The organism is Streptomyces sp. NPDC090083, from assembly GCF_044747445.1.
Taxonomy (GTDB): Bacteria; Actinomycetota; Actinomycetes; order Streptomycetales; family Streptomycetaceae; genus Streptomyces.
In genome coordinates this window covers 622,368-647,139 of record NZ_JBIVED010000001.1, presented here as the reverse complement: position 1 = coordinate 647,139, position 24,772 = coordinate 622,368, and the positions used below count along the sequence as shown (strand labels likewise).

Sequence of the window (24,772 nt, the reverse complement as noted above, 5' to 3'; positions counted from 1 at the left end):
TCGCACCGCAGATGAAGCACCACACACTGATCGACAGCCCGTACGGCCCGCTGACCCTCGTCGCCGACGACGACGGCGCCCTCTGCGGCCTCTACATGGTCGGCCAACGCCACCGCCCCCCGGAGGAGGACTTCGGCACCCCCGACGACACCCCCTTCGCCGAGCCGAAGGCCCAACTGCGGGCCTACTTCGCAGGCGAGCTGAAGGAGTTCACCCTCCCGCTCCGCCTGCACGGCACCCCGTTCCAGCAACGGGTCTGGGACCAGCTCCTGCGCATCCCCTACGGCGAGACCCGCTCCTACGGCGACCTCGCCGACGCCCTCGGCAACCCGGGCGCCTCCCGCGCGGTGGGCCTCGCCAACGGCAAGAACCCCGTCGGGATCATCGTCCCCTGCCACCGCGTGGTCGGCGCCAACGGCAGCCTCACGGGCTACGGCGGCGGCCTGGACCGCAAGCAGCGCCTGCTGGACTTCGAGAGCGGGGCAGCGCTGTTCTGACGCGCCGGGCCGTGCGGGCGGGTCCCGCGTAGTGGCTACCCGGCGAGCCCGCGCAGCAGCCGCGGCAGCGCCGTCCCGATCGGCTCCCGCACGACCTCGTCGGCGAGGTCGTCGTACGGCGTGGCCTCGGCGTTGACGATGACGAGCCGGGCCCCGTGATCGACGGCGACCCCCGCGAGCCCGGCGGCGGGATGCACCTGGAGGGTGCTCCCGACGGCGATGAACACCTGGCAGGCCTGGGTGACGGCGGCGGCCTCACCGAGCACGACGGGATCGAGCCGCTCGCCGAAGTACACGGTCGCGGACTTCAGGATCCCGCCGCAGACCAGGCACCCGGGGTCGTCCTCACCGGCCTCCACCCGCGCGAGGGCGTCCGCCATCGGCCCGCGCGCATGGCACCGCGTACAGGTGAACTCCCGTGCGGTGCCGTGCAGTTCGAGCACCTTCCGGGCGGGCAGCCCGGCGAGCTGGTGCAGCCCGTCCACGTTCTGCGTGACGACCCGCACCGGCACACCCGACCGCTCCAGCTCCACGACGGCCCGGTGCGCGGCGTTGGGCTCGGCCCCGAGGGCGTGGGTCCGCCGCCGCAGCTGCCACGACCTGCGCCGGATCTCCGGGTCGCCCATGTAGTACTCGTAGGTCACGAGCTTCTCGGCCTCGGGGTCCTCGCGCCACAGGCCGTTCGGGCCGCGGTAGTCGGGGATGCCGGAATCCGTGGAGATGCCCGCCCCGGTGAGCAGGGCGACGAGAGGCTTGCTCATGGGGGCGAGCGTAGGTGGGGCGAGGGCGGGGCGGCGAGCGGATATCGCGCTGCCGGCCGGCCGCCGCCCGGTCGAGCCACGCCCGGTGCGGGACCTCGGGTTCTCAGCCCACCCGCAGTCCGTTCTCCAACTCCGCCGTCCCCGCGCCCTCTTCGAGCATGTCCAGGGCGACCAGCACCCGCAGCCCCAGCGAACCCGACAGGTGCGCGGGGATGTCCTCGCGCGGAACGAGCCGCCAGGACAGGAGTTCCTCCTCCTGGAGCCGGATCGACGCGAGCTGGTCCGGGGTGAGGGTGCCGCCGTCGTAGAGGTAGGCGACCAACGGCGGGTACTCCGGGCCGTGGTAGACCCAGTCGACGGCGAGCAGGCGGCCGAGTTCGACGTCGAGGCCGATCTCCTCCAGCGTCTCGCGGCGCGCGCCCTGGCGCGGGGTCTCGCCGCCGTCCGACTCGATCGTGCCGCCCGGAAGGGCCCAGCCCTCGCGGTAGTTGGGCTCGACGAGCAGGACGTTGCCCTCGGCGTCACGGAAGAGGGCGGCGGCCCCGGCAAGGATGCGGGGGAGACCCGCGAGGTACGTGGCGAAGTCTTGCGTGGTGGTCATTCAAGGAAGGGTAGCCAGCCGGCGCGGCGGTCTCCGCCGACCGCGTCCGGGCCCGGTGGCGGCACAGCGGGTGCTCAGGCCGGTCCCAGCGTTCGGTCGGGGCATGACGGCGGGGGCGTCCGCCGGTTAAGGTCACAGCGGCGCGACTGGCCCCTGAACGTGCGGGGGCCCGTAGAGCAAGGGGATCGCAAGGTGGCGAACGCTGCACAGAGAGGCACCCACAGGGTGCTCATCGCCGCGGACAAGTTCAAGGGGTCGCTGACGGCCGTGCAGGTCGCCGAGCGGGTGACGGCGGGGCTGCGCCGGGTCGTGCCCGGTCTGGAGGTCACGGCCATGCCGGTCGCCGACGGCGGCGACGGCACGGTGGACGCGGCCGTCGCGGCCGGCTTCGAGCGACGGGAGACCCGGGTCGCCGGGCCCCTCGGCGACGAGGTCACCGCCGCCTTCGCGGTCCGCGGCGACACGGCCGTCGTGGAGATGGCCGAGGCGAGCGGGCTGCAACGCCTGCCCAAGGGCGTCTTCGCCCCGCTGACCTCCTCGACGTACGGCTCCGGCGAGCTGCTGCGGGCCGCGCTCGACGCGGGCGCCCGCACGATCGTGTTCGGCGTCGGCGGCAGCGCCACGACCGACGGCGGCGCGGGCATGCTCTCCGCCCTCGGGGCCCGTTTCCTGGACGCGGAGGGCGAACCGGTGTCCCCGGGCGGCGGCGGCCTCGCCGACCTCGCCTCGGCCGACCTGACCGGCCTGGACCCGCGCCTCGCCTCCGTCGACCTGGTCCTCGCGAGCGACGTCGACAACCCCCTCACCGGCCCCAAGGGCGCCCCCGCCGTCTACGGCCCCCAGAAGGGCGCCGCACCGGACGACGTGGACGCCCTCGACGCGGCCCTCGGGCACTACGCCAAGGTCCTGGAGGAGTCGGTCGGCGCGGAGGCGGCCGCGTACGCCGCCGCACCCGGCGCGGGCGCGGCCGGCGGCATCGGCTACGGCGCCCTCCTCCTCGGCGCCCGCTTCCGCCCCGGCATCGAGGTCATGCTCGACGTCCTCGGCTTCGCCTCCGCCCTGGAGGGCGCCACCCTCGTCATCACCGGCGAGGGCTCCCTGGACGAGCAGACCCTCCACGGCAAGGCCCCGGCAGGCGTGGCCGCGGCGGCCCGCGCCGAGGGCAAGGAGGTCGTCGCCGTCTGCGGCCGGCTCGCCCTCCCGCCCCAGTCCCTCGGCCACGCAGGCATCCGCCGCGCGTATCCCCTCACCTCCGTCGAGCCGGACGTGGCGCGGTGCATCGCCGACGCCGGGCCGATCCTGGAGCGCGTGGCGGAGAACATCGCGCGGGACTTCCTGGTCTGAGCCCCACCCCGGGGAACGCCGAAGGGCCCCGGACCGTGAACCGGTCCGGGGCCCTTCGGCACTATCGAAGAACTGCTACGGCTGTGCTGCCCGCGCCTCGCGACGGTTGTCGCGGAAGTTGTTCACGCGGCGGGCCGTCGCGAACAGCGGGATGACCGCGCCCGTCACCAGCTGGAGCGCGCAGCCGGTCTGGAGGAGCAGCTGACCGCCCGGGGCGTCGAACGCCCAGGCCGCCAGGAGACCCACGCCGAGCACGATCCAGGTCAGCATCGCCACCGCGAGACGGCCCCGCGGCTTCGGGTACTCGACCCGGCTCACCATCAGCCAGGCGGTGCCCAGGATCGCCAGCAGCGTCGCCACGAAGGGCAGCTCCAGCAGGACGATCGAGACCACCGTGAGCGCGCCGAAGGGAGAGGGCATGCCCTGGAACATGCCGTTCGGCGGGGTCACGCAGGAGAAGCGCGCCAGTCTGAGCACCACGGCCAGGAGCACCACGATCGCCCCGACCGCCGCCACTCTCTGGTGCGCGTCGTCGGCGACCATGCCGTAGACGAGGACGAAGTACGCCGGCGCGAGGCCGAAGCTGATCAGGTCCGACAGGTTGTCCAGCTCCGCGCCCATGGGGGAGGAGCGCAGCTTGCGGGCGACGAGGCCGTCGAAGAGGTCGAAGACCGCCGCGCACAGCATCAGGATGACCGCGGTGGCCGCGCTGTGGCGGGCCATGCCGGTCGACTCGTCGTTGCCCGTCAGGTGCGGGATCAGGATGCCGGTGGTGGTGAAGTACACCGCCATGAAGCCGCAGGTGGCGTTGCCGAGGGTGAGGGTGTCCGCTATTGAGAGGCGGAGAGAAAGAGGCATCTCCTCCTCGTCGTCCACCTCGTCGGCGTCGGGCACCCAGCCCGCCTGTGTCTCCGGATCAATCACGGTCAATGCGAGTCACCCCAGCCACCGTCTTCTGACCGACCTCCACGTCCACGTCGACACCCTCGGGGAGGTAGATGTCGACACGCGAACCGAAGCGGATCAGTCCGATGCGCTCGCCCTGCTCGACCTTCGTGCCCTGCGGGACGTAGGGGACGATCCGGCGGGCGACGGCGCCGGCGATCTGGATCATCTCGATGTCACCGAGCTCGGTGTCGAAGTGCCAGACGACCCGCTCGTTGTTCTCGCTCTCCTTGTTGAACGCGGGAACGAAACCGCCCGGGATGTGCTCGACCGACGTGACCATGCCGGAGAGCGGCGCGCGGTTGACGTGGACGTTCAGCGGGCTCATGAAGATGGCGACGCGGGTGCGACCGTCCTTCCACGGCATGATGCTCTGCACCACACCGTCGGCGGGCGAGATGACCCGGCCCCGGGTGATCTCGCGCTCGGGGTCGCGGAAGAACCACAGCATGCCCGCCGCGAGCGCGGTGGCGGGTACGGCCACGACCTTGGCGGCGCCGGACTTGCGTGCGCGTACCAGGCTGAGGGCTGCGGTGGCGACAGTCGGCAGGAGCCACGGCGATGCTCCGCGCGCGAGGCGTACGCCTGCCAGGCTGTCGCGTGGTGCAGAGGTTTGGCTGTGGGGCATGGATGACCTTCGTAGCGGATGATGCCGCGCTGTAACGGGGGACGGCGGCTTTCCCGGGATCGTACCGGTCGTGGGCCACAACTGGGTAAGCCAGGAAGCCGAGTCGGCGGCTGAGGAGCGTTGACGGGGTGTGATCTTCTTCTCGGAGAAAACACCCCGAAACGGACAATCAGCCCTGGAATCGATACTCTTCGAGCAACCTGCGCCCGATGATCATTTTCTGGATTTCGGCGGTACCTTCGCCGATCAACAGCATCGGCGCCTCGCGGTAGAGGCGTTCGATCTCGTACTCCTTGGAGAAGCCGTACCCGCCGTGGATCCGGAAGGCGTCCTCGACGACCTCCTTGCAGTACTCGGAGGCGAGGTACTTCGCCATCCCTGCCTCAAGGTCGTTTCGCTCCCCGGAGTCCTTTTTGCGTGCCGCGTTGACCATCATCGCATGGGCGGCCTCGACCTTGGTAGCCATCTCCGCCAGCTTGAACTGGATCGCCTGGTGCTGGGCGATGGCCTTCCCGAAGGTGTGGCGCTGCTGCGCGTAGGAGACGCCCAGCTCGAAGGCACGCTGAGCGACCCCGCAGCCACGCGCCGCCACATTGACGCGGCCCACCTCGACTCCGTCCATCATTTGGTAAAAACCTCGGCCGGTCTCCCCGCCGAGCACCCGGTCGGCCGGAATCCGCAGGCCGTCCATGATCAACTCGGTGGTGTCGACGCCCTTGTAGCCCATCTTGTCGATCTTCCCGGGGATGGTGAGGCCGGGCCGGACCTCTCCGAAGCCGGGCTCCTTCTCGACCAGGAAGGTCGTCATCGACCTGTGGGGCGCCGTGCCCTCCGGGTGTCCTTCGTCACTTCGCACGAGGACCGCGACGAGCGAGGACGTACCGCCGTTCGTCAGCCACATCTTCTGGCCGTTCAGGACGTACTCGTCGCCGTCCCGCACCGCCTTCGACGTGATCGCCGAGACGTCCGAGCCGAGCGCCGGCTCCGACATCGAGAACGCGCCCCGGATGTCGCCCGCCGCCATGCGCGGCAGGAAGTGGTCCTTCTGCTCCTGGGTGCCGTGCTGCTTGAGCATGTAGGCCACGATGAAATGGGTGTTGATGATGCCGGACACCGACATCCACCCGCGCGCGATCTCCTCCACGCACAGGGCGTACGTCAGCAGCGACTCGCCCAGGCCGCCGTACTCTTCCGGGATCATCAGGCCGAACAGGCCCAACTCCTTGAGGCCGTCGACGATCGCCTGCGGATACTCGTCGCGGTGCTCCAGCTCGGTGGCGACCGGGATGATCTCCTTGTCCACGAAGTCGCGGACGGTGGACAGGATCTCCCGCTGGATGTCGGTGAGACCGGCGGTCTGGGCGAGTCGCGCCATGGCTACTTCTCCTGCTGCTGAAGGTCCGGGCGGCCGGGCTGCTCGCCGCCGCGCTCCTTGATGTACGTCTCGGTCGGCACCATCACCTTGCGGCGGAACACGCAGACCAGCGTGCCGTCCTGCTTGTAGCCGCTGGTCTCGACGTGGACGATCCCGCGGTCGCTCTTCGACCTGGACGGCGTCTTGTCGAGCACCGTCGTCTCGCCGTAGATCGTGTCGCCGTGGAAGGTCGGCGCCACGTGCTTGAGCGACTCGATCTCCAGGTTGGCGATCGCCTTGCCCGACACGTCCGGCACCGACATGCCGAGCAGCAGCGAGTAGATGTAGTTCCCGACGACCACGTTCTTGCCGAAGTCCGTCGTGTTCTCGGCGTAGTTGGCGTCCATGTGGAGCGGGTGGTGGTTCATCGTCAGGAGGCAGAAGAGGTGGTCGTCGTACTCGGTGACGGTCTTCCCGGGCCAGTGCTTGTAGACCGCGCCGACCTCGAACTCCTCGTAGGTGCGTCCGAATTGCATGGTGCTCAGGCCTCCGGCGCTTCGAAGACGGACGTCCGCAGCATGCCGGCGGCCCGGCCCTTGCCCGAGATGACGAGCGCCATCTTGCGGCTGGCCTCGTCGATCATCTCGTCGCCGAGCATCGCGGAGCCCTTCCTGCCGCCCGCCTCGGACGTGTAGTAGTCGTACGCGTCCAGGATCAGCTCGGCGTGGTCGAAGTCCTCCTGGGACGGCGAGAAGATCTCGTTGGACGCCTCGACCTGGCCCGGGTGCAGCACCCACTTGCCGTCGAAACCGAGCGCGGCGGCACGCTGGGCGACCTCGCGGTAGCCGTCGACGTTGCGGATTTGGAGGTAGGGGCCGTCGATCGCCTGGAGGTCGTTGGCGCGGGCGGCCATCAGGATCTTCATCAGGATGTAGTGGTAGGCGTCCGCCGGGTAACCGGGCGGCTGTTCGCCCACCACGAGCGACTTCATGTTGATCGACGCCATGAAGTCGGCGGGACCGAAGATGATCGTCTCGACGCGGTGCGAGGCCTGGGCGATCTCGTTGACGTTGTTGAGTCCCCGCGCGTTCTCGATCTGCGCCTCGATGCCGATCCGGCCGACCTCGAAGCCCATCGTCTTCTCGATCTGCGTCAGCAACAGGTCGAGCGCCACGACCTGTTGGGCGTCCTGCACCTTCGGCAGCATGATGCAGTCGAGGTTCGGCCCCGCGCCCTCGACGACCGTGACGACATCGCGGTACGTCCACTCGGTCGTCCAGTCGTTGACGCGCACGACCCGTGTCTTGCCCGTCCAGTCGCCCTCGTTGAGGAACTTGACGATGGTGTGCCGCGCATCGGGCTTGGCGAGCGGCGCGCACGCGTCCTCCAGGTCCAGGAAGACCTGGTCGGCCGGGAGCCCCTGGGCCTTCTCCAGGAAGCGCGGGTTGCTTCCCGGGACCGCGAGACAGGAGCGCCGCGGGCGCAGCCGGTTGACGGGAGCGGGCGTGGTCATGCGGGGACCTCCATGGGGTCGAGCAGAGGATCGAGCTTGTTCGCTTTGCGGATCTCGTCGACGATCCGGCCGATGATTCCGGTGATGTCGAAGTCCTTCGGCGTGAAGACCGCCGCGACTCCGGCGGCCCGCAGCGTGTCGGCGTCGCCAAGGGGGATGATCCCACCGGCGATGACAGGTATGTCTGTGGCACCGGCCACACGGAGCCGTTCGAGGACGTCCGGCACCAACTGGGCGTGCGACCCGGACAGGATGGACAGCCCGACCGCGTGCACGTCCTCCGCGAGGGCCGCGTCCACGATCTGCTCCGGGGTCAGCCGGATGCCCTGGTACACCACCTCGAAGCCGGCGTCCCGCGCGCGGACGGCGATCTGCTCGGCGCCGTTGGAGTGCCCGTCCAGGCCCGGCTTGCCGACCAGGAACCGCAGCTTGCCGACGCCCATGTCGCGCGCCGTCAGGTCCACCTTGCGGCGCACCCCGGCCATCGCCGAGCCCTCCTCGGCGGGCACCGCCACCGGAGCCGACGAGACGCCCGTGGGCGCCCGGAACTCGCCGAACACCTCCCGCAGGGCCCCGGCCCACTCGCCGGTCGTGACACCGGCGCGGGCGCACTCCAGGGTGGCCTCCATGAGGTTGCCGGTGCCCTTCGCGGCCTCCTTCAGCCGCTCCAGCGCCTTGCACGGGCGCGGATGGTTGAACGGCGGCTGGTAGCGCGTGTCCCGCCACCGCTGCAACGAGGAGACGACGCGGGCCTCGACGGCCGGGTCGACCGTCTGGATCGCCGTGTCGAGGTCGGCGGTGAGGGGGTTGGGCTCGGTGGTGTTGAAGATGTTGACGCCGACGATCTTCTCCTGGCCGGACTCGATCCGGCCCCGGCGCTCCGCGTGCGAGGACACGAGCTGCGACTTGAGATAGCCGGACTCGACGGCGGCCATCGCGCCGCCCATCTCCTCGATGCGGTCGATCTCCGCGAGGGACTCCTCCACCAGGGAGGCCACCTTCGCCTCGATGACATGGGAGCCGTCGAAGATGTCCGCGTACTCCAGCAGGTCGCTCTCGTGCGCCAGTACCTGCTGGATGCGCAGCGACCACTGCTGGTCCCAGGGGCGGGGCAGCCCCAACGCCTCGTTCCACGCCGGGAGTTGAACGGCACGCGCGCGTGCGTCCTTCGACAGCGTCACCGCCAGCATCTCCAGCACGATCCGCTGGACGTTGTTCTCCGGCTGCGCCTCCGTCAGGCCCAGGGAGTTCACCTGGACGCCGTAGCGGAAGCGGCGCTGCTTCGGGTTCTCGATGCCGTAGCGCTCGTGGGTGATCCGGTCCCAGATGCGGCCGAAGGCGCGCATCTTGCACATCTCCTCGATGAAGCGGACGCCCGCGTTCACGAAGAAGGAGATACGGGCGACGACATCGCCCCTGCGGTCCTCGGGGATCTGGCCGGACGCGAACACGGCGTCCAGGACGGCGATCGCGGTGGACATGGCGTACGCGATCTCCTGGACCGGGGTGGCCCCGGCCTCCTGGAGGTGGTAGCTGCAGATGTTGATCGGGTTCCACTTGGGGATGTGGTTGACCGTGTAGCAGATCATGTCGGTCGTCAGCCGGAGCGAGGGGACCGGCGGGAACACGTGCGTGCCCCGCGACAGGTACTCCTTGACGATGTCGTTCTGGGTGGTGCCCTGGAGCTGGGTGATGTCCACACCCTGCTCCTCGGCGACGACCTGATAGAGCGCCAGCAGCCACATGGCGGTGGCGTTGATCGTCATCGAGGTGTTCATCTGGTCCAGGGGGATGTCCTGGAACAGCCGGCGCATGTCACCGAGGTGCGCGATCGGCACACCGACCCGGCCGACCTCGCCGCGGGCGAGGATGTGGTCGGAGTCGTAGCCGGTCTGTGTCGGCAGGTCGAACGCGACCGACAGACCGGTCTGGCCCTTCGCGAGGTTGCGCCGGTACAGCTCGTTGGACGCCTCGGCCGTGGAGTGACCGGCATACGTGCGCATGAGCCACGGCCGGTCCTTCTCCCGCCGCCCGTCGGGGGTCTGACGCTCAGTCATCAGGGTCCTCAGATGTTCCGGAAGCGGTTGATGCCGTCGATGTGCTGGGCGCGCTTCTCCTCGTCGCGGACACCGAGGCCCTCCTCGGGGGCGAGGCACAGGACGCCGACCTTGCCCTGGTGGAGGTTGCGGTGCACGTCGTGGGCGGCCTGGCCGGTCTCCTCCAGGGAGTAGACCTTGGAGAGGGTCGGGTGGATCTTGCCCTTGGCGACCAGCCGGTTGGCCTCCCAGGCCTCACGGTAGTTGGCGAAGTGCGAGCCGATGATCCGCTTCAGGGACATCCACAGGTAGCGGTTGTCGTACTCGTGGTTGAACCCGGAGGTCGAGGCGCAGGTGACGATCGTGCCGCCCTTGCGGGTGACGTACACGCTCGCGCCGAAGGTCTCGCGGCCCGGGTGCTCGAAGACGATGTCGACGTCCTCGCCGCCGGTGAGTTCACGGATGCGCTTGCCGAACCGCTTCCACTCGCGCGGGTCCTGGTTGTGCTCGTCCTTCCAGAACCTGAAGTCCTCGGCGTTGCGGTCGATGATCGCCTCCGCGCCCATCGCCCGGCAGATGTCCGCCTTCTGCGGCGAGGAGACGACACAGATGGGGTTGGCGCCGCCCGCGAGCGCGAACTGCGTGGCGTACGAGCCGAGTCCGCCGCTCGCGCCCCAGATGAGGACGTTGTCGCCCTGCTTCATGCCGGCGCCGTTGCGGGAGACCAGCTGCCGGTAGGCGGTGGAGTTGACCAGGCCCGGTGCGGCGGCCTCCTCCCACGACAGGTGGTCCGGCTTCGGCATCAGCTGGTTGGACTTGACGAGCGCGATCTCGGCGAGCCCGCCGAAGTTCGTCTCGAAGCCCCAGATGCGCTGCTCGGGGTCGAGCATCGTGTCGTTGTGCCCGTCGGAGGACTCCAGCTCGACGGACAGGCAGTGCGCGACGACCTCGTCGCCGGGCTTCCAGGAGTTGACGCCCGGGCCGGTGCGCAGGACGACGCCCGCGAGGTCGGAGCCGATGATGTGGTACGGCAGGTCGTGCCGCTTCGTCAGCTCGCTGAGCTTGCCGTAGCGCTCCAGGAAGCCGAACGTCGACAGCGGCTCGAAGATCGACGTCCACACGGAGTTGTAGTTGACCGAGGAGGCCATCACGGCCACCAGGGCCTCGCCCGGGCCGAGTTCGGGCACCGGGACGTCGTCCAGGTGGATCGACTTGCGGGGGTCCTTGTCGCGGGTGGCGAGGCCCGCGAACATGTCCGTCTCGTCCTTGTGCACGGTGATCGCGCGGTACGACTCGGGGAGCGGCAGGGCGGCGAAATCGGCCGGGGTCGAGTCCGGCGACTGGATCGCGTCCAGGATGTCCTTCACGGTCACGGTGTTGCCTCCGGCGAAGTGCGCCCTGAGGGAGGGGCGCGGTCGGGTACGTCGGTGCTGCTGCTGAGGGTGGGTGCTGAGGTGCCGTCGGTTCGGCGGGGTGGTGCTTCGGCAGCGCTTTGTGGCGCGGGAGGTTGCCTGTGACGCAGGCGTCCGGGCGCGCGGGCCAGTGGCCTGCGGGGACAGCCGACGTACGGAAGGTTTCTGCACGTCGGCCGCTCGGACACCTTCAACGTATGACACTGCGTGTCACCTCGCAAGGCACCGAGTGCCATGAATCGCTCTCAGGTGAAATCTTTACGTAACAAATGAGCGATGATCGATCGAACGGGGTCGGAAAGCCGCGTGAAAAGGGGCCCTGACATGCCAAAACGGCCACCCCGAAGGGTGGCCGTCATCACAGGGTGGCGGGGGCTCAGCGGTCCCGGAGCGCCTCTTCGATCGTCCGCATGACCTCGTCCAGCGGGGCGTCGGTGCGGGCGACCGTCACCAGGACCTCGCCGTGCCGGTGCACCGCCGTGCCGGCCGGCTTGGGGGCCGCGGTGCGCCCGGCCCCGATACCGGTGCCGAACGTCTTCCGTACGATCCCGAAGGCGTGGTCGAGCTGTGCCTCGACGTCGCCCTGGCCGCCGGCCCGCAGCCAGCGCCGCAGCACGTGGTTGTGGGCGGTGACCACGGCGGAGGCGGCGACCTCGGCGAGCAGCGGGTCGTCGTTGGCGTCGTCGTCGTGCGCGTGCTCGTCGAAGTGGCCCAGCAGGTAGCGCGTGAACAGCCGCTCGTAGCGGGCCACCGACGCGATCTCGGCCTCGCGCAGGGTGGGCACCTCGCGCGTCAGTTTGTAGCGGGCGACCGAGATCTCCGGGCGGGCCGCGTACATCCGCATGACTTCCTTGATGCCCCGGCACACCGTGTCGAGCGGGTGCTCGTGCGCGGGGGCCGCGTTGAGCACCGCCTCGGCCCGGATCAAGGTGTCGTCGTGGTCGGGGAAGATCGCCTCTTCCTTGGAGCGGAAGTGGCGGAAGAACGTCCGGCGCGCGACCCCGGCCGCGGCCGCGATCTCGTCGACGGTGGTCGCCTCGTACCCCTTCGTCGCGAACAGCTCCATCGCGGCCGCCGCCAGTTCGCGCCGCATCTTGAGGCGCTGGGCGGCGGCACGACTGCCCGCGGCACTCTCCGGTGCGTCGGGCGTGGCTGGTGTACGGGAGGGCTTGGCGGGCTGGGGCATGACCCGAACGTACTGCATGTGCGCAGCTTGCCGTGCACGTCGGGGGTTTTCACCAAACATCGCGGGCAGGGCTCCTCCGGTGGGATCGAGGAGCCCGCCCCAGTCCCCGTCGCTCCCGGACAGGTCCTCCGGAAGCTCAGCGGCGGGCATATTCGCGGAAGCCGCGGCCCGTCTTGCGGCCGAGGCAGCCCGCGGCCACCAGATGCTCCAGGAGCGGTGCCGGAGCCAGCCCCGGGTCGCGGAACTCGCGGTGCAGGACCTGCTCGATCGCCAGCGAGACATCCAGCCCGACGACGTCCAGCAGCTCGAAGGGGCCCATCGGGTAACCGCCGCCCAGCTTCATCGCCGCGTCGATGTCGTCCAGGGACGCGTAGTGCTCCTCGACCATCTTGATCGCGTTGTTGAGATACGGGAACAGCAGGGCGTTGACGATGAATCCGGCCCGGTCGCCGCAGTCGACCGCGTGCTTCTTGATCGTGCCGCAGACCTCGTGCACCGTCGACTGGACGTCCGGGGCCGTCAGCACCGTACGGACGACCTCGACCAGCTTCATCGCCGGCGCCGGGTTGAAGAAGTGCATGCCGATCACGTCCTGCGGACGCGAGGTGGCGCGGGCGCACGCGACGACGGGGAGCGACGAGGTCGTGGTGGCCAGGACCGCGCCCGGCTTGCACACCTTGTCCAGCGTCGCGAACAGCTGCTGCTTGATCTCCAGGTCCTCGGCGACCGCCTCGACGGCCAGGTCGACGTCCGCGAAGGAGTCGTAGGAGCCCGCCGGAGTGATCCGCGCCAGGGTCTGCGCGGCGGCCTCGGCCGTCAGCCGGCCCCGGTCCACGGAGCGCGAGAGCGACGTCCCGATACGGGACTTGGCGGCCTCCGCCTTCTCCTCGCTGCGCGCGGCGAGCACGACCTCGTACCCGGCCTTGGCGAAGACCTCGGCGATACCGGACGCCATGGTCCCGGAACCGGCGACCCCGACCGAGCGGACCGTACGGCCCGGCGTGAGCCGCGCGCCCTCGGCCGGCGACAGCGCGTCCCGCACGACGGCCCCACCGCCCGGAGTCTCGTAGGAGTAGAAGCCGCGACCCGTCTTACGGCCGGTCAGGCCCGCCTCGCTGAGCTGCTTCAGGATCGGCGCGGGGGCGTGCAGCCGGTCGTGGGACTCGGCGTACATGGCCTCCAGGACCGTACGCGCGGTGTCGATGCCGATCAGGTCGAGCAGTGCGAGCGGGCCCATCGGCAGTCCGCAGCCGAGCCGCATCGCCGCGTCGATGTCCTCGCGGGAGGCGTACCTCGCCTCGTACATCGCGGCGGCCTGGTTGAGGTAGCCGAACAGCAGCCCGTCCGCGACGAACCCGGGCCGGTCGCCGACCGCGACGGGCTCCTTGCCGAGCTCCATCGCGAGGTCCGTGACGGCGGCGACGGCGGCCGGCGCGGTCAGCACCGAGGAGACCACCTCGACCAGCTTCATCGCGGGCGCCGGGTTGAAGAAGTGCAGCCCCAACACCCGCTCGGGGCGCGCCGAGTCGGCCGCCAGCCGGGTCACGGAGAGCGCGTTGGTGCCGGTCGCGAGGATGGTGCCGGGACGCACGATCCCGTCCAGCTCACGGAAGATCTGGTGCTTGATCTCGTACGACTCCGGGGCCACCTCGATGACCAGGTCGGCGTCGGCCGCGGCAGCCAGGTCGGTGGAGGTGCGGACGCGGGCGAGGGCGTCGGCGCGCTCCTGCTCGGTCAGCCTGCCGCGCCGCACGGCGTGGGCCGTCGCGGACTCCAGGGCGGCGACGGCGTGGGCGGTCGCGGCCTCGTCGACGTCGATGCCGACGACCTCGCGGCCGGCCCGGGCGAGGACCTCGGTGATACCGGTGCCCATCGTGCCGAGACCGACGACGGCAATGGTCTTGAACGGGGACAGAGGGGCGTGGGACAGGGGAGCTGCCATCGCGGGACTCCTGGAATGAGGGTGACGACTGGGGGCGCACTCCGTACGCCGAGGGGCGCACGGAGTGCGGGAAGGAGTGCGGGTGGTACCGGGCAACGAGCGCACACGCCCGGCGGGAAGAGGGAGTTCCGACCGGCCCTGTCCCAGGCCTGGTCGTACTGCGGCGCGCGAGGCGCCGAACCGACTGCTCACCCCACTGCCTCAAGGGAGTGGGGAGGTGTCCCCGACGGCGGCTGCGTCACCAGGCCACCGCGAGGAGATCCGCGAGTGGGTAACTCGCTCGTCTGAGCTTAACCCGTCAGTAACGAGCGCGCCAGCCCCCGAGTTGGAGATGTGGGTCCCAGGTGTCCGACGACACCCATAGGCTCGGTTTCATGGACGAAGAGTTGCGATCACTCACGGAGCGCTTACGGCGGGAGTCGGGAGGGGCGATGCCGTACGAGCGTCTCGTGGCGACCGGCGACCCCGACGAACTCGCGGAAGTCCTCACCGCCCCTGGCCGTCCCCTCTGGGCAAGGGAGTTGGCCGCGTTCCGGCTGGGGCTCGCGGGTGACCGGCGGGCCTTCGAGTCCCTGGTCCTCCTCCTCAACCACCGCGACCCGCAGCGCTGCGCCTCCGCCGCGTACGCCCTGGCCCGCCTCGACGACCCCCGCACCGCCCGTGCGGCGGCAGCCCTCGCCACCAACGAACTCCGCGTCGCCTACGCCCTGCACCCGGTCCGCCTCCTGGCCGACCTCCGCGCCCCCGAGTCCGTCCCCGCCCTCATCACCACTCTCCAGCGCCGTCTCCGCCCGCACGACCCGTACCGCCGCGTGGCACTCGCCTGCGTGGAGGGCCTCGGCGAACTGGCCGACCCGCGCGCACGACCGGTACTGAACGACGCGCTGGCTCACCCGGCCCTCGCGGAGGCGGCGGTGCACGCGCTGGGGAGGATCCCGAGACAGCGGTGAGCGGGCGGGGGCGGGCCGGGTTCCCACCTCTCAACTCCCTGACGTACCCCTCAACTCCCTGACGTAGCGCAGCTCGGGCACCGACAGCCCCGCCACCTCGTACGGCTCCTCCGCGCCGTCCGCCCGCCACCCCGCGCGCTCGTAGAAGCGGCGGGCGCGGGCGTTGCCCCGGACGACCCAGAGGAAGACGCGGTCGTGGCCGAGAGCCGCGCACCGCCGTAGCGCTTCCCGCATCAGGGCCCGTCCCGCGCCGGTGCCCACGTGCTTCGGGTCGAGGTAGATCGCGTACAACTCGGCGTCCCCGGCGCGGAGTTCGTCGTCGCGGTACGGGCCGAGCGCGGCCCAGCCGACGATCTCGTCGCCGACCGAGGCGATGAGGTTCAGCACGCTGCCGTCGCCTTCCACGAAACGGGCCCGGCGCCGCTCGGCGTCGGCCGTCGCGCTGAGGGCGTCGAGGAAGGGCTGCGGCATGAGGCCGCGGTACGCGAACTGCCAGCCCAGGACGCGGATTTCGGAGACGCGGTCGCAGTCGGCGAGGGTCATCGGGCGGATGCGCACGGACTCGGGGTCGCTCATGGCGGCACCCTAGGGAGGCGACGGCCGGGCCCGCCTCCGATTATTCGGCGACCACCGCGAACGCCTCGATCTCCATCAGGAACTCCGGTCGCACCAGCCCGGCGACCCGCACCGCCGACGCGGCGGGGAGGCGGTCGTCGGGTATGTGGGTCGCGCGGGCCGCGCGGATGGCCGGCATGTGGGCCATGTCCGTGACGTAGTAGGTCAGTTTGACGACGTCGTCGAAGCCGGCCCCCGCCGCGGCGAGACAGCGGCGGAGGTTCTCGAAGACCTGGCCGGCCTGGGCCGCCGCGTCGTCCTCGCCGACGAGCACTCCGTCCTCGTCCAGGGCGAGCTGGCCCGAGATCGCGACGAATCGGCCGGTGCCCATGACGACGTGCGTGTAGGCCGTCGCCGGGGCGACGCCGTCGGGGGCGGGAATCCTCGTCAGATCACTCATGCGTCCATGGTGGACCACGGGTCCGACAACGGGGATTCCCGCCCCCGGGGAGGCGGTCGGCCCGGTCTCAGCCGCGGTAGCCCAGCAGCCCGTGCAGCGTCGAACCGTGCGCCGTGCTGGTCGCCGACTTGGCCGGGGTGAGCGGTTTCGGGTCAGGCGTCTTCCGGCACACCGCGTCGACCTCACGGCCACCGCGCGGCACCTTGCCGTCGCTCAGATACGTCGCCAGGTACTTGTCCAGGCATGCGTTCCCGCTCAGCGTGATGCCGTGGTTGCCGCCGCCCTCCTCGACCACGAGGCTGGATCCGGCGAGCATCCGGTGGACCGTGGCGCCGCCCTCGTACGGAGTGGCCGCGTCGTCCGTCGCCTGGAACAGCAGCACCGGCGGCAGCTTGCCGTTGGCGATGTTGACCGGCTCCTTCGTCCGCGTCGGCCAGAACGCGCACGGCGCGTTGTACCAGGCGTTGTTCCAGACCATGAACGGCGCCTTGTCGTAGGCCGCCCAGTTGTCCCGGCGCCACGTGTCCCAGTCGCGCGGCCAGGACGCGTCACGGCACTGCACCGCCGTGTAGACGCTGTACCCGTTGTCCCCGGAAGCGTCGATCGCGGCGTAGTTCTCGTACGCCTCGACCAGCGGTTCGGCGTTCTTGTCGTTCACGTAGGCCGCGAACGCCTCGGCGAGGTAGGGCCAGTAGCCGTTGTAGTAGCCGCCCGGGATGAAGGTGTCCTCCAGCTCGGAGGCGCCCACCTTGCCGTCGGCCGGCTTCTTGGCCAGGGCCGCCCGCATCGCGTACCACTTGGCCTCGATCCTGGCCGGGTCGGTGCCGAGCTTGTACGTGGAGTCGTATTTGGCGATCCACGCCATGAGCGCCCGGTGGCGGTCGTTGAACGCGTAGTCCTGCCCGAGGTTGTCGTCGTACCAGACCCCGGTGGGGTCGACGATGGAGTCCAGGACCAGGCGGCGCACGCGCTCCGGGTAGAGCTTGGCGTACACGGCGCCGAGGTAGGTGCCGTACGAGTAGCCGAAGTAGCTGATCGTCCGCGCGCCGAGCGCGGCCCGGATCGAGTCCATGTCGCGGACGGCGCTGACCGTGTCGATGTACGGCAGCAGGTCCGCGTACTTCTTGCCGCAGGCGGCCGTGTAGGCCTTCACGCGCGCGAGGTTGGCCTTCTCCAGCGCCGGTGTGCTGGGCACGGAGTCGGGGCGCACCGGGGCGAAGTAGCCGGGCTTGCAGTCGAGGGCGGGGGTGCTTCTGCCGACGCCGCGCGGGTCGAAGCCGATGACGTCGTACTGCGACGCCACCGCCTTGGGCAGCGAGGACGCGACGAAGCCCGCGAGGGTCAGTCCGCTGCCGCCGGGACCGCCGGGGTTGACCAGCAGCGGGCCCTGGTAGGTCTTCGCGGTGTGCGGGACGCGGGACAGGGCGAGCGTGATCTGCTTCCCGTGGGGGTTCGCGTGGTCGAGGGGCACCTTGACGCTGGCGCACTGGAGCGCCGGATAGTTGGTGGTGGCGCACTTCTTCCAGGTGGGCTTCGCCGGCTGCACGGTCGTGGTCGTGCGGTGCGCGGTGCTCGCGTCGGCGGGAAGGGCGGTGACCGTCCCGGCCACGACGACGGCGGCACCGCACAGTACGGCTGCGCGTTTTCTCATACGTCCTCCCAGGACGGAGGGGAGAGGACCGTGAGTCCACGGTCCCCGCCGCATCGTCCCGGAGTGGGCACCCGGAAGAACCTGTTCGGCACATACTTGACCCGATTGGGCCGCCGGATGCCCTCGAACGCCCTGGGCCGGACGCCTTCAGATCAGCGAGAGCTGGGTCGGCCCGGACACCGGCCGGCCGGCCGTCTGCGCCGGTTCGGGGAGGCGGCGGGGCATCCCCGCGCGCGCGGGACCGATGCCGTACTCCTGTGCCAGGTCGTGCACCTGACGGGTGATCCGGCGCTGGTACCACTTCGGGGCGTACGACCCCTCCGCGTACAGCCGCTCGTACCGCCGCACCAGATGCGGATGGTGCTGCCCGAGCCAGGCCATGAACCACTCGCGGGCACCGGGCCGCAGATGCAGCACCAGGGGTGTCACCGAGGTCGCCCCGGAGGCCGCTATCGCCCTTACGGTGGCGCGCAGTTGGGCCGGGTCGTCGCTGAGGAAGGGGATCACCGGGGCCATCAGGACCCCGACCCCGATGCCGTGCCCGGTCAGGGTCCGTACGACGTCCAGGCGCCGCTCCGGGGAGGGCGTCCCGGGCTCCACCGTGCGCCACAGCGCGGGGTCGGTGAAGCCGACCGAGACGGAGATGCCGACGTCGGTGACCTCGGAGGCCTGCACCAGGAGGTCCAGGTCGCGCAGGATCAGCGTGCCCTTGGTCAGGATCGAGAAGGGGTTCGCGTGGTCGCGCAGGGCGCCCAGGATGCCCGGCATCAGCCGGTAGCGGCCCTCCGCGCGCTGGTAGCAGTCGACGTTCGTGCCCATCGCGATGTGGTCGCCGAGCCAGCGCCGTGAGCCGAGCTGGCGGCGCAGCAGGTCCGGCGCGTTCACCTTGACCACGATCTGCGAGTCGAAGCCGAGGCCGGTGTCGAGGTCCAGGTAGCTGTGGGTCTTGCGGGCGAAGCAGTGGACGCACGTACTGCTTCCCCCGCGGTGCCTTCTCGTGCCCAACGCCGGAGGCATGAGGCAGGGTCGTTTCGAAGCCCGGGTTGCGGGTGATCGTGAAGGTCAGCCGATGCCGAGAGGTCGAGCGGCCAATTGAAGGGGGCGTTGCCGCCGCGGTCCGGGCTGTGGGTCTGACCTGGGGGTGCTTCTCGTCGAGCTGCGGCTGACGGCGAGCGGTCTCCGCGTGATCGAGGGCAACGTTCAGCCGGCAGGGGACCTCACACCACTCCTCATGGAGCGGGCCACCGGCATCAACATCCCCAGGCCCTGGCCACCCTTGCCAGCGGCGAGACGCCCGGCCTTAAGGCTGTCCCGCAATGATCAACTGGCTCTGGCGGTCAGGGTCGGGGTGTCCGCGGTCGCCCGGCGGATCGCCCGAGACGCTCGCTGACGGCTGGTGAGGGGGAGCAGTCAGCCGGGGTGTTCGGACTGGCTGCTCTCAGCTCGGGAGTTTCCCGCGCGGTTCGGTCGCGCTTCACCTGTCCTGCACGATGAAGCAGGCCCGTTCGTAGAGCTCGTCGAACGTGATGACTTCGACGTCCTGGATGGATCGCCTGTACTGCTCGAAGGAAGTCATCTTCTCGGGGTTCGCCGCGCCGCCGTCGGTGAACTCGTTGAGGCTTCCGATCACGAGCACCTGTCGCGGGCGGACGGTGGAGACCTCAATGCCGGTCGGGGCACCGTCGTCCCGGAACTGCCTGTGCAGTTGACCGCTGACCAGTTGTTGGGCTTTGTAGGCGGTCTTCTGTACCTGCGCCACGGCGCCGACGACTTCCTTGGAGACCTGATAGACGTCCGGAGCCCGGTACGGTGCGCTGGCCAGCAGGGATGTCAGATGGGTCTTGATCTCGCAGAACAGCAGGCTGCTGATGAAGCCCCTGGAACGCATGACGGCGTCACTGCGCTTTCCTGCCCCCGCGAAGATGTTCGCGCCGGTCGTGATGCGCTCCAGCTTGCCGTCGTCGTAGGGGCCACAGGCAACGAAGGTCAGACCGTATCCGAAGATCCAGGAATTCTTTTCGAAGAAGCCCTGCCAGACCGCTTCCGGCCCGGCCACCTGAGCGCGCTCCTGCTGGAAGAACTCTGGGTCGTTCAACAACCGGTCGAACCTTTGGAGTTGGGCTTTGCGGTTGCTGATCAGTCGGATGTCCTCTTCCGTGAGGGCGCCGCCGACGGCGGCTCTGACGGCTTCGAGGAGTGTTGTGCGGTCCTGGTCGGCCAGGAGGCGAGCCAACTCTGCTTCGTCGCCGACGACCAGCCGCAGGCTGCTGTCAGGGATGTCCAGCCCGACACAGCTTTCGAGGAAGCGGATGACCTTCCAGAAGCTCTCGTGGGCATCACTCGCGTCGACGAGCGCCTTGACGATCTGAGGTGCCTCGGTGCCGGGTATCGCTTCCGTGGCTGCCGTCTTTGCAGCCTTGCTCTTGTCCTTCTTCCACAGCTTGATCCTGGGTGAAAGGACACCGTCCTTGTTGATGAGGGTCACGTTGCACAACGTGGCCACCCGCTGCCGGTCGTCCAGAAGGAAATCGGTGATCAGGCGGCTTCCGCGAGTGTCGTAGAAGTAGGGAAGCCCTTGGTCTTGGTCGCGAATCTCAAGATCTGAGAAGTTCTGCGCCGTGACATCGAACTCCGTGGTCTGGAGGCCGATGCGCAAGCCCCGCAGGACGGGGAGATCAGGCTCGGCGGTCTGGCTCCTCCAGTCCGGTGAGACGGCTGGCAGCGGGCCCAGGTCGCCTTCGACGACGAGGGACTGGACGTCTGCGCGTTGGAGACGGGTTAGTACGGCTTCCAGCCGTTGCCAGACTGCGTTGATGACGGTCTCTGTGAATGCTGGCAGGAGGACGGAAGGCACGGTGAGGACTGCCTCGTACGTGGCGTCCGTCCATCCGTCACCGGACATGGGGTGGTAGATGCCGCCGTCACGGCGCAGCGTCAGGACAGTCGGGCGGAGCAGGTCTCGGGCGATCTTCTCGCCGTCGCGATCGAGGAGGCTGTAGGTCTGTCCGAGGACGAGGTCGAGTTTGCCGGTGTCGTTGTCATCGAGCGGCACTGAGACCAGCGGGCCGGTAGACGGTGCGGGGGCTGGAGCGTAGACCGGCCGTTCCGATATGAACTCGAAGGGGCGGAGCGTCCAGCCGTCCGGCCCGAGAAGACGGTTCAGCTTCGCGACCCGTTGGAATGCGTGGTCAGCGTCAGGCTGCACCTCGGGATGCACGAACCGCGCCAAGAAGGCGAGAAGAACCTCGTCAGGGCCGTCATGGAGTTGGAAATAGGGGTTTTCGAAAACCCAGTTGTCTTCCCAGTCGAGTGGGTTGTCGACTCGGTGCTTGATGATGTCTTCACGTGCCGTTGCGTACCGAGAGTCCGTCGATGCAAGCCTGTCGAGGTCGTACAGGGATCCGAGGAAGTCGATCTCCTCGAGCCGCCCCCACCAGGGGCCACCCTCACCAGTCATGTAGTCGACGATGTCGCGTCGCGTGAGAGTCGTGATTCTCTGCGTGCTGTTGCTGTGCGATGCCGGGACGGCGGACTGCGTCATGCCCCCAGGATGAACGCACTCCGCCTCACGTGGGGGGTGATTGAACATCAAATGTCTCTGACCGCAGTGGCAACATCGCGGATGCTGCGGCCGCGTGCAGTGTTACCGCCTGGCCGCGGCAAGGTATCTGCTTGGCCTGGCCCGGGATTTCGTGGCTCTGCTGGCTACCTCGCGGAAGAACCGTGCCGCGATCGAGGGGGCGTATCGCACGGTGCGGTGGGAAACGGTGCGGGTCCGTGCCGACTGCGCTCAGCACGGACCCGCCTGACGATGGCCCTCAGGAAGGGGCGCGTACACCGTAGTGGGGCCGCCTGGCGCGGCCTGCTCGTGCGGCTCCGCTGCCTCCCCCGCACCGACCACGCCCAAGCTCCAGCCTGCACGGCCGGGTTGACCGTCACAGTCCGCACGGTGCAGGCCTGGCTCGCCGGGGCCCGCACGCCGTGAAAGTGCCTCGCTGCGATCGAGCAGGCCTAGCGCACGGTGCGGCGCGTGAATGTCGCCCGCTACCTTCTGGCCCGCCTCAACCGCGGCACCCGCGCGGAGATCCGCCCGCTCAACCAGTCCCATGTGAGCCGCCCCCGCCAACGGACGGTGGGGTACCGGTCGATGAACGTCCCGACTACCCGCTGCGCCTGGTCGGCCTTCCGCTGGCGCGGTCCTCCGCTGTTCCGCGTCGGGGACTGGATACACTCGTGTGAGGCCGTCAGGGGTTTTGCTGGAGGCCGATGCGTGTCCCGGCTGGTGCATTGACGGGTCTCATCGGTGGCCCTGCTCTGGGCTTCGCCGATCAGCAGCGTTGTCGCGTCCGGCCGATGGCAGCAGAGCGTCTACCCAGGGGCGCCACCGGAACCTGGGGATGCTCATCACGAGACGCCGACGTATCAATCGGGTAGGAGGGCCGGGTGGCGGGCCCTCCTACCCGATTGATGCTCCGTCAGAAGAGCAGATCAGGCTCGACTTCTGAGAAATATCAGGCGGTGATCCGGCGGTTTAGGGAGTCGCCGACGGGTCAGATCGGCCAGCGTCTGGTTGCTGCTGAAGCGTGAACCGCTGCGGGGCCGGGCCAGAGCTGGTGGTCGAGTGCGTCCTCCAGTCGCGTCAGGGTGCCGATGTCCGGCAGGACGCGGCCGTTGGGGACGAGGGCGATGGTGGCGACAGGGCAGCGGTGCCGTCGCCTGACAGCAGCGCGACCAGAACGGCCCGCCGTACGCCGGGGAGCCCTGCTGCTCTCCAAGGTCGTCAGTCGAAGAGGCCGTGGCATGCCGCGTGTGCCGCTGAGGCGAAGAGCAGAGCTGGACTGGCAGACCGTCGGGCGGATTGCCTCGGGACAGGACCGATAGTTCGGCGCCTGCTTCAGCAACCACGGCGCCTGGGTGAAGGTCTACGCCCCCGGCGAGTGCCTCACCAGCTCCCTCACCGGCTTCGACGTGCCCGTCCCGTACATCTACCAACACTCCACCTACGACGCCTGCCGCTTCGGCTTCACCTACCACTGCACCTGCCAGTACCCCAGCCACGCGGGCGTGCTCAGCGACGACGGCTCCCACCCCACCCCCGACCAGGTGCTCTTCGACGGGTTCGCGCACTGGAGCAGCACGTCCTTCGCCACACCCGTCGCCGCCGGACTGGTCGCCGCCCACATGGCGGCGAACAAGGAGCAGGACCCGCGCGCCGCCTGCGAGCGGCTCCTCACCGCGAAGACCGAGTTCGCGGAGGTGCGGGGGGGGGCGAACGTCCAGGCGCTCCGGCCACCCACGTGGCGCGCGATCCCGGTCGTGTAGGACCTACTGGGCTGACTACGGTGCATCTGTCGCGGACGCTCCGGCGGGGTCCTCGGTCGACCACAGGGGCCGTGTCGAGCAGTACGACTCCCTTACACGGAGCATTTTCCAACCTGCTGCAAGTCGCACTGCGGTCGCCGCCAGGGCGGTGCTCGACTGTTCAGGAGCCTTCGGTGTCCAGCCGCTCCGCGGACTGGAGCAGGTACGCGGGCAGTTTTGAACTGGCTGCCAGCACCTCGATGCCGATGAGGCGGCCTTGCTCGTCGAAGTCGAGGTTGATCATGCCGTCGACGTCCACTGGATCGCAGGGATACATGCGCGCGGACTTCACGCGGGCCTGCGGTTCGGTGAGGTATACGTACGCTGCGTTGACGGTCTTGTCGTAGGTGACTCTGACGTTTGTCACGGTGAGTGGTCTCCCTTGCTCTCGCTGATGACGGCGCTGTCCTTGTCCATGCCCCCGGCCGCAGCGATCTCAGGCTGCCGTGGCGCGGTGCAAGGCCAGGACGGCCTTGACGATGTCGGTGATGCGGGTGGTGCTACAACGGAGTTTGCGCAGGAGCCGCCAACCTTTCAGGGTGGCGTTGGCCTGCTCGCCGACGGCTCGGATCCTGGCGTGGGAGGAGTTCACCGCCCGCTTCCCGGCTGGGAGCGGGCTCCATCGGCTCCGGTAAGGCACCCGGATCGTCCCCCGAGCTCCCTGAAATCCCTTGTCTGCCCACGTTCGGACGCCGGTTTCGGTCAGTGCCTCAATGATGCCGTGGCTGCGCGCGGCCTTGATGTCGTGGACGGCGCCTGGCAGGGCAGGTGAGGCCCAGAGCAGGCGTCCGAACGCATCGGCGATGACCTGGACGTTCATGCTGGCTCTGTCGGTGAGTCGCGGCTCTGGTCCACTTCGTGGGCTCTGTCGGGCCGGCGCATGATCCAGTTGGTGACCCGGCGGACGGTCAGATGGGGCAGCGGAGCATCGGGCGGAATTGCCCCGGTGCGATAGGGCCGCAGGGGTCGGTGGACGGTGTTGATGGTGCCGCGGTAGCCGAGCTGCTGGATCTCCCGGGTGAGTGCTGCTGCGTTGGTGCAGCCCTCCATCCAGCGGTGATGAAGATAGAGCCGGTAGTCGTCGATCATGCTCGGGCGGTCGGTGGCCGCGACGAGGAGCTGCTCGACATCGGCGGCCCGTGCGAAACGCAGGACGGTGCCGCGGCTGAGGCATGGTTCACGGGCGATGGCGCGCAGGCTGTCGCCGCGTTGGATACGTTCGTGGATCAGCTGGTGGCGTTCGCGAGTGCGTGCGACGAGTGGCCGCTGCCGTCCGTGCACGTCGAGTCCGCCCAGGGCAGTGGGACGGACGTCATTCTGGCCGGCTTGGACGGTGCGGGGTTCTCCGCGCCAGCATCACCACCACGGAGGCGTGGTTGCGCGTCGACCCCGAGTACGGCGACCACCTCATCGACGTGTCCCCGTTCTGGGCGACCAAGCCCGCCCGCGATCGCGTTCACCGCGGGCGGGCACACGGCGGCGTTCGCGGTGATCGCCTGCCTGACCGCCCCCAGACGCGAATCATCATTTTCCCAGGTCAGCCCATTCTTCGAAACGAGCCGCGTGCGCCCTTGAT

At 69.5% G+C, this 24,772-nt stretch carries 21 protein-coding genes and 3 pseudogenes; 5 read left to right on the top strand and 19 right to left on the bottom strand.

All coding sequences use genetic code 11. From position 1 onward, the window contains the following. The first annotated feature begins 11 nt into the window (after nt 1-11). Nucleotides 12-497, top strand: coding sequence for a methylated-DNA--[protein]-cysteine S-methyltransferase (locus ACIPTO_RS02660; RefSeq protein WP_401188874.1), 486 nt, complete (start codon nt 12-14; stop codon nt 495-497). Between the two features lie 35 nt (nt 498-532). On the opposite strand, the gene ACIPTO_RS02655 is transcribed toward ACIPTO_RS02660, so the two are convergent. Together ACIPTO_RS02655 and ACIPTO_RS02650 are read right to left on the bottom strand one after the other, a co-directional pair. Beyond that, nucleotides 533-1,258, bottom strand: coding sequence for a Sir2 family NAD-dependent protein deacetylase (locus ACIPTO_RS02655; RefSeq protein WP_366311667.1), 726 nt, complete (start codon nt 1,256-1,258; stop codon nt 533-535). A 103-nt stretch (nt 1,259-1,361) separates the two neighbouring features. Beyond that, nucleotides 1,362-1,859 carry an NUDIX hydrolase gene (locus ACIPTO_RS02650; protein ID WP_366311665.1) on the bottom strand — a complete coding sequence of 166 codons (498 nt, stop codon included), beginning with the start codon at nt 1,857-1,859 and terminating at the stop codon, nt 1,362-1,364. A gap of 225 nt (nt 1,860-2,084) precedes the next feature. Between ACIPTO_RS02650 and ACIPTO_RS02645 the strand changes: the two genes are divergently transcribed. Next, the gene (locus ACIPTO_RS02645; RefSeq protein ID WP_401189676.1) at nt 2,085-3,203 is read left to right on the top strand and encodes a glycerate kinase; all 1,119 of its coding nucleotides are present in this window, start codon (nt 2,085-2,087) and stop codon (nt 3,201-3,203) included. A 75-nt stretch (nt 3,204-3,278) separates the two neighbouring features. Here ACIPTO_RS02645 and pssA read toward each other — a convergent pair whose 3' ends face one another. From pssA to ACIPTO_RS02600, 9 genes are all read right to left on the bottom strand, one after another. Beyond that, entirely contained in the window at nt 3,279-4,097 is an 819-nt protein-coding gene (gene pssA, locus ACIPTO_RS02640) for a CDP-diacylglycerol--serine O-phosphatidyltransferase (protein ID WP_401189675.1), read from the bottom strand. Nucleotides 4,098-4,119: 22 nt separating this feature from the next. After that, nucleotides 4,120-4,776 carry a phosphatidylserine decarboxylase gene (locus ACIPTO_RS02635; RefSeq protein ID WP_366311663.1) on the bottom strand — a complete coding sequence of 219 codons (657 nt, stop codon included), beginning with the start codon at nt 4,774-4,776 and terminating at the stop codon, nt 4,120-4,122. Nucleotides 4,777-4,945: 169 nt separating this feature from the next. Then, nucleotides 4,946-6,151, bottom strand: a complete 1,206-nt coding sequence (locus tag ACIPTO_RS02630) for an acyl-CoA dehydrogenase family protein (RefSeq protein ID WP_366311661.1) — start codon at nt 6,149-6,151, stop codon at nt 4,946-4,948. A gap of 2 nt (nt 6,152-6,153) precedes the next feature. Continuing rightward, nucleotides 6,154-6,666: a MaoC family dehydratase gene (locus ACIPTO_RS02625; RefSeq protein ID WP_401188869.1), complete on the bottom strand. Its 513-nt coding sequence runs from the start codon at nt 6,664-6,666 to the stop codon at nt 6,154-6,156. A gap of 5 nt (nt 6,667-6,671) precedes the next feature. After that, complete coding sequence (locus ACIPTO_RS02620; protein ID WP_366311657.1) at nt 6,672-7,643, bottom strand: CoA ester lyase; 972 nt, start codon at nt 7,641-7,643, stop codon at nt 6,672-6,674. Further along, a complete protein-coding gene (locus tag ACIPTO_RS02615; protein ID WP_401188866.1) occupies nt 7,640-9,700 on the bottom strand; it encodes a protein meaA in 2,061 nt (686 codons plus the stop codon). The genes ACIPTO_RS02620 and ACIPTO_RS02615 overlap by 4 nt, the downstream gene beginning before the upstream one ends. An 8-nt stretch (nt 9,701-9,708) precedes the next feature. Then, nucleotides 9,709-11,046, bottom strand: coding sequence for a crotonyl-CoA carboxylase/reductase (gene ccrA / locus ACIPTO_RS02610; RefSeq protein WP_366312730.1), 1,338 nt, complete (start codon nt 11,044-11,046; stop codon nt 9,709-9,711). Between the two features lie 421 nt (nt 11,047-11,467). Then, complete coding sequence (locus tag ACIPTO_RS02605; protein WP_366311653.1) at nt 11,468-12,277, bottom strand: TetR family transcriptional regulator; 810 nt, start codon at nt 12,275-12,277, stop codon at nt 11,468-11,470. A 136-nt stretch (nt 12,278-12,413) separates the two neighbouring features. Beyond that, the gene (locus ACIPTO_RS02600) at nt 12,414-14,219 is read right to left on the bottom strand and encodes a 3-hydroxyacyl-CoA dehydrogenase family protein (RefSeq protein ID WP_401188863.1); all 1,806 of its coding nucleotides are present in this window, start codon (nt 14,217-14,219) and stop codon (nt 12,414-12,416) included. A 374-nt stretch (nt 14,220-14,593) separates the two neighbouring features. Between ACIPTO_RS02600 and ACIPTO_RS02595 the strand changes: the two genes are divergently transcribed. Further along, on the top strand, nt 14,594-15,169 hold the full coding sequence (locus ACIPTO_RS02595; RefSeq protein ID WP_366311649.1) for an adenylosuccinate lyase: 576 nt from the start codon (nt 14,594-14,596) through the stop codon (nt 15,167-15,169). Between the two features lie 30 nt (nt 15,170-15,199). Here the strand turns inward: ACIPTO_RS02595 and ACIPTO_RS02590 are convergent, their stop codons facing one another. The 5 genes from ACIPTO_RS02590 to ACIPTO_RS02570 form a co-directional block, all read right to left on the bottom strand. Further along, complete coding sequence (locus tag ACIPTO_RS02590) at nt 15,200-15,745, bottom strand: GNAT family N-acetyltransferase (protein WP_401188860.1); 546 nt, start codon at nt 15,743-15,745, stop codon at nt 15,200-15,202. A 40-nt stretch (nt 15,746-15,785) separates the two neighbouring features. Further along, a complete protein-coding gene (locus ACIPTO_RS02585; RefSeq protein WP_401188857.1) occupies nt 15,786-16,184 on the bottom strand; it encodes a RidA family protein in 399 nt (132 codons plus the stop codon). A 67-nt stretch (nt 16,185-16,251) separates the two neighbouring features. Then, nucleotides 16,252-17,835, bottom strand: a complete 1,584-nt coding sequence (locus ACIPTO_RS02580; protein ID WP_366311643.1) for an alpha/beta hydrolase — start codon at nt 17,833-17,835, stop codon at nt 16,252-16,254. Between the two features lie 147 nt (nt 17,836-17,982). Beyond that, on the bottom strand, nt 17,983-18,840 hold the full coding sequence (locus tag ACIPTO_RS02575) for a radical SAM protein (protein ID WP_401188854.1): 858 nt from the start codon (nt 18,838-18,840) through the stop codon (nt 17,983-17,985). 469 nt (nt 18,841-19,309) lie between these two features. Continuing rightward, nucleotides 19,310-21,376, bottom strand: coding sequence for a Shedu anti-phage system protein SduA domain-containing protein (locus ACIPTO_RS02570; RefSeq protein WP_401188851.1), 2,067 nt, complete (start codon nt 21,374-21,376; stop codon nt 19,310-19,312). Between the two features lie 315 nt (nt 21,377-21,691). Between ACIPTO_RS02570 and ACIPTO_RS02565 the strand changes: the two are divergent. Both ACIPTO_RS02565 and ACIPTO_RS02560 read left to right on the top strand, forming a co-directional pair. Beyond that, nucleotides 21,692-21,991 (top strand): annotated as a pseudogene (locus ACIPTO_RS02565) (transcriptional regulator); the annotation flags it as partial. Between the two features lie 725 nt (nt 21,992-22,716). Continuing rightward, a pseudogene (locus tag ACIPTO_RS02560) lies at nt 22,717-23,157 on the top strand (peptidase S8); the annotation flags it as partial. 160 nt (nt 23,158-23,317) lie between these two features. Here the strand turns inward: ACIPTO_RS02560 and ACIPTO_RS02555 are convergent. From ACIPTO_RS02555 to ACIPTO_RS02545, 3 genes and pseudogenes are all read right to left on the bottom strand, one after another. Then, on the bottom strand, nt 23,318-23,563 hold the full coding sequence (locus ACIPTO_RS02555) for a DUF2283 domain-containing protein (RefSeq protein WP_401188848.1): 246 nt from the start codon (nt 23,561-23,563) through the stop codon (nt 23,318-23,320). Between the two features lie 69 nt (nt 23,564-23,632). Then, nucleotides 23,633-24,016 (bottom strand): annotated as a pseudogene (locus ACIPTO_RS02550) (transposase family protein); the annotation flags it as partial. Further along, nucleotides 24,013-24,477, bottom strand: a complete 465-nt coding sequence (locus tag ACIPTO_RS02545) for a hypothetical protein (protein ID WP_401188845.1) — start codon at nt 24,475-24,477, stop codon at nt 24,013-24,015. The gene ACIPTO_RS02545 and the pseudogene ACIPTO_RS02550, both read right to left, overlap by 4 nt. Nucleotides 24,478-24,772: the final 295 nt, after the last annotated feature.